Origin of the sequence: Methyloceanibacter sp. (assembly GCF_051306395.1) — a bacterium.
Taxonomy (GTDB): domain Bacteria; phylum Pseudomonadota; class Alphaproteobacteria; order Rhizobiales; family Methyloligellaceae; genus Methyloceanibacter.
Map to the genome: position 1 here is coordinate 1 of NZ_JBPPND010000032.1, position 4,410 is coordinate 4,410.

General features: G+C 63.7%; 4 protein-coding genes and 1 pseudogene. 3 read left to right on the forward strand and 2 right to left on the reverse strand.

From position 1 onward, the window contains the following. The 3 genes from ACSLE4_RS02685 to ACSLE4_RS02695 form a co-directional block, all read left to right on the forward strand. A partial coding sequence (locus ACSLE4_RS02685; protein WP_435902950.1) for a phosphomethylpyrimidine synthase ThiC occupies window positions 1-765 on the forward strand: 765 nt, incomplete at its 5' end. A gap of 226 nt (window positions 766-991) precedes the next feature. Then, window positions 992-1,978: a TerC family protein gene (locus ACSLE4_RS02690; RefSeq protein WP_435902951.1), complete on the forward strand. Its 987-nt coding sequence runs from the start codon at window positions 992-994 to the stop codon at window positions 1,976-1,978. Window positions 1,979-2,137: 159 nt separating this feature from the next. Beyond that, window positions 2,138-3,391: an Nramp family divalent metal transporter gene (locus tag ACSLE4_RS02695; protein ID WP_435902952.1), complete on the forward strand. Its 1,254-nt coding sequence runs from the start codon at window positions 2,138-2,140 to the stop codon at window positions 3,389-3,391. A gap of 3 nt (window positions 3,392-3,394) precedes the next feature. Here ACSLE4_RS02695 and ACSLE4_RS02700 read toward each other — a convergent pair whose 3' ends face one another. Both ACSLE4_RS02700 and ACSLE4_RS02705 read right to left on the reverse strand, forming a co-directional pair. Further along, complete coding sequence (locus tag ACSLE4_RS02700) at window positions 3,395-3,940, reverse strand: TonB-dependent receptor domain-containing protein (protein ID WP_435902953.1); 546 nt, start codon at window positions 3,938-3,940, stop codon at window positions 3,395-3,397. Window positions 3,941-3,969: 29 nt separating this feature from the next. Next, window positions 3,970-4,410: pseudogene (locus ACSLE4_RS02705) on the reverse strand (TonB-dependent receptor domain-containing protein); the annotation flags it as partial.

Here is a 4,410-nt window from a genome sequence, read left to right on the forward strand (position 1 = left end):
TTTTCGCTCGGCGACGGGCTTCGTCCCGGCTCCATCGCCGACGCCAACGACCGCGCCCAATTCGCCGAGCTCGAGACGCTGGGTGAGCTGACTAAGGTCGCCTGGGACCATGGCTGCCAGGTGATGATCGAGGGGCCCGGCCATGTGCCGCTGCACAAGATCAAGGTCAACGTGGAGAAGCAGCTCAAAGAGTGCGGCGAGGCGCCGTTCTACACGTTAGGCCCGCTGGTGACCGACATCGCGCCGGCCTACGACCACATCACGTCGGCGATTGGCGCTGCGATGATCGGCTGGTTCGGCACGGCCATGCTTTGCTACGTGACGCCGAAGGAGCACTTAGGTCTGCCGGATCGTGACGACGTGAAGCAGGGCGTCATCGCCTACAAGATCGCGGCGCATGCGTCCGACCTCGCCAAGGGGCACCCGGCGGCCATGGCGCGCGACAACGCGCTGTCGGAGGCGCGCTTCGGCTTCCGCTGGGAGGATCAGTTCAACCTGTCGCTCGATCCGGAGACCGCGCGCTCATACCACGACGAGACCCTCCCCAAGGAAGCCCACAAGCTCGCGCATTTCTGCTCCATGTGCGGGCCCAAGTTCTGCTCCATGGAGATCACCCGCGAGGTGCGGGACTACGCCGCCAAGCTGAATGAGAACCAAACGCTCTCAAGTAGCGAAGCGGTAGAGCGGGCAAAAAGGCAGGGCATGGACGAGATGAGCGAGAAATTCCGCGACATGGGCGCGCAAGTCTATGTAGCGAAGGAGTAGGGGGCGGACCTTACGCCCCCGTGCTGAGAAGGACATCGATTCGGATTGCGGTCCGGTCAACGCCCCAATTGGCCCATTTGCGTCATCATGGCCTCTTGCACAGTCGGCTTCGGTAGGCCATGACTCTAGTGCCTGCGGTTCCGGGCCCCTCTGGCAAGCGAGGCTGGCGCGCTTGTGATGTCGGACCGCCCTGTCGAGGTCTCGCCGGCTGTAAGCATTCCATCATATGGAGTTTCTTTTCCTGGACGTTCTGGGGAAGCCCGCTTGGATGTGGGCTCTCTTCCTGGGTCTTGTTCTCACACTCGTTGTTTTCGACTTAGGACTTCTGCACCGGCGGCCGCGAGAGATCGGCATTGCGGAGAGCCTGGGCCTGTCGGCGATCTACATTGCTCTCGCGCTCGGCTTCGGTGCCTGGGTGTGGTGGGAGCTGGGCCAGAAAGCCGGCGTTGAATACCTGACGGGCTTTCTCATCGAGAAAAGTCTCGCGATGGACAACGTCTTCGTCATCGCGATGATCTTCGGATATTTCGGCATTCCCCGAATCTATCAGCACCGGGCTTTGCTGTACGGGATTCTCGGCGTGCTCGTGCTACGCGGCATCATGATCGGCGCCGGCGTGGCGCTCGTCAGCCATTTCGAATGGGTGTTGTATCTGTTCGCTGCCTTCCTCATTTTCACCGGCATCAAGATGATGTCCGCGCCGGAGCACAGCTACGACGTCAGCGCAAATCCCGTCTTGAAGTTTCTGCGACGACACCTGCGCGTCAGCGAGGGGCCCCACGGTCACGCCTTCTTCGTTCGTGAAACCAATTCGGCGACGGGACGGTCGCTGATCTTCGCAACGCCGCTCTTTCTCGCCCTGGTGATGATCGAATTCGCCGATGTCGTGTTTGCCGTCGATTCCATCCCGGCCATCTTCGCCATCACCACGGACCCGTTCATCGTCTACACGTCGAACATCTTCGCCGTTCTCGGGTTGAGGGCGCTGTACTTCGCCTTAGCAGCCATGATTCATCGCTTCGTCTATCTGCGTTACGCGCTCGCCAGCATCCTGGTCTTTGTCGGGGCGAAGGTTTTCGCGGCCGACCTCGTTGGGATCGACAAGCTGCCGCCGGCGCTGTCGCTCGCCGTGACGTTTCTTTTGCTGGCGACCGGCATCGTCGCGTCGCTGTGGAAGACGCGGCAGGATGCTGCGCACGCCGACAGGCACTGAGCGGCGGCTCGTCCGGAGCTGGGATTTCCCGCCTTTTGACAGCCCCTTGCCCGCCCGGTACGACTTTGGCGGGGATCCATCGTTCGCTCACGATACGGCCATTTTTTCGAAGCGGCGATGCCGGCACTTTAGACGGGCTTCAGGAAGGCGGCCGAGCCTATGCCAGGACGCGCATCCGCATCGCGCGCCCCGCTCATTCTCATGATCGGGCCTGGGCTGCTGCTCGCCGCGACCGGTGTCGGTGCGGGCGACCTCGCCACCAGCAGCTTCGTCGGCGGGTTGCTCGGCACGACGGTGCTCTGGGCCGTGGTCGTCGGCGCCTTTTTCAAGTTTGTCGTGACCGAGGGGCTCGCGCGCTGGCAGCTGGCGACGGGCGAGACGCTGATCGAGGGCGCGGTCAGCCGCCTCGGCCGCGGCGTCGTCTGGCTGTTCATGCCATATCTCCTGCTTTGGTCCTTCTTCGTCGGTTCGGCGTTGATGAGCGCGACGGGCGTCACGCTGCACGCGATGCTGCCCGTCTTCGAGCATGCCGAGCGCGGCAAAGTCGTGTTCGGCATCGCGGCGAGCCTCGCCGGTCTCGTGCTCGTCTGGTTCGGCGGGTATCGCCTGTTCGAGACCGTGATGCGCGTCTGCATCGCCGTCATGCTCGTCACCGCCGTCCTCGCGGCGGGGCTGCTATGGCCGGGAACGCTGGCCGTCCTGGAAGGCCTGTTCCTCCCCCAGATCCCGGAGGCGGGCGGGCAGGGCCTGTCGTGGACCCTCGCCTTGATCGGCGGCGTCGGCGGCACGCTGACCGTGCTTTGCTACGGGTACTGGCTCAGGGAGGAGGGCCGGACGCAGAAGGACGATCTCCGCGTATGCCGCATCGATCTCGCCACGGGCTACATCGTGACCGCGGTCTTCGGCCTCGCGATGGTCATCGTCGGGTCGAGCATCAGCATCGAAGGCACGGGCGCCAGGCTGCTCGTCATGCTGTCGGACAGGCTCGAGGAGGTCATGGGGCCGGCCGGCAAGTGGATGTTTCTCGTCGGCGCGCTCGGCGCCGTCTTCTCGAGCCTCCTCGGCGTCTGGCAATCCGTGCCCTATCTTTTCGCCGACTGCTGGGGCTTGCTGAAAGGCGGACGCGCAGACGCAGTCACGCGCGTCGATACGCGGTCCGCGCCCTACCGCTCCTATCTCCTCCTCATCGCCACCGTGCCGATGTTCGGGCTGTTTTGGAGCTTCCGCGACATCCAGCTGGCGTATGCGGTTATCGGCGCGCTGCTGTTCCCGGTCCTCGCGCTCACGCTGCTGATCTTCAACGGGCGATCCGCATGGGTGGGGCCGAACTTCAGGAACAGGCCGCTGACGATCGTCGTGCTTGTGGTCGTCCTGCTGTTCTTCAGTTGGATCGGCTTGCGGCCTTTCGTCTAAAGCCTAAAAGCGTAAGCTTCCGAACAAGCGGACATTGGTGCCTGATTCCAGTACGCCCTCACGCCGCTTGAAGGAGGCGGAGTTCAGTACCTTCTCGTCGAGCAGGTTGTCGCCCTTCAGGCCGATCAGCATGGTCGGGGCAAGTCCCGCCGGCCCTGGTGCCGTCTTCACCACGTAAGCCAGCTCGGCGTTGAGCAGAGTGTAGCCCGGCGTTGTCAGCTCGTCCGGCGCCACCTGGTCCTGTTCGAAGGCGTGGAGGAGGCCGACGCGCGCGAACCAATTGCTGTCGCGGTAATAGACCCCGCCGCCGAGACGGTGTGGCGGCATGCGCGGCACATATTCGCCGTTGTCGAACTTGGCGTGAACGAAGTCGTATTGGCCGTCGACGCCCCAGGTGCCGAGCCAGATCTTCGCCACATCGTACTCGCCGAGCAGCTCCACGCCGTAGACGTCGCGTTGCGCTGCTGGAACAGCACTTGGTCGAAGCCGTGGCCGTGACCGTGCTCCTCTTCCTCCTCGTGCTCCGCTTCGTGGCCCTCCGCCTCGCATGAATCCAGATCGCTGCCGCAGGTGAGGCCCGTGAGCTCCCGGTAGATGAAGCCGTCATAGTTCGTGTAGTAGCCGTTGGCGTCGTAGCGGAATTTTCCGGCCGGACGCTTCAGGCCCACTTCCAGCGTTTGGGCCTTCTCCTCGTTGAGAAACGGATTGCCGATCTCAAAGGTGTTGCTTGCGTGGTGCGCACCTTTCGAGAAGAGCTCGGCTGCGGCCGGCGCACCCTCGACCGCCTGTCCGTTCAGCCGCAACACCGTGTTGTTGCCGAGATCGTAGAGCGCGCCGAGTCCGCCGCTCACCGGCACGAAGGTCCGCTTGCCGGTGAAGACGACGGGGGCATCCGGGTCGGCGATGCTGGAATAGCCGGTTCCGTCGACGCTGGCGCCCTCGACCCGCAACGCGGTTTGGAAGCTCAGCCGATCGGAAGCTTCGAGCTCCTCGAACCAGAACCCGGCGAAGCTCTCTGT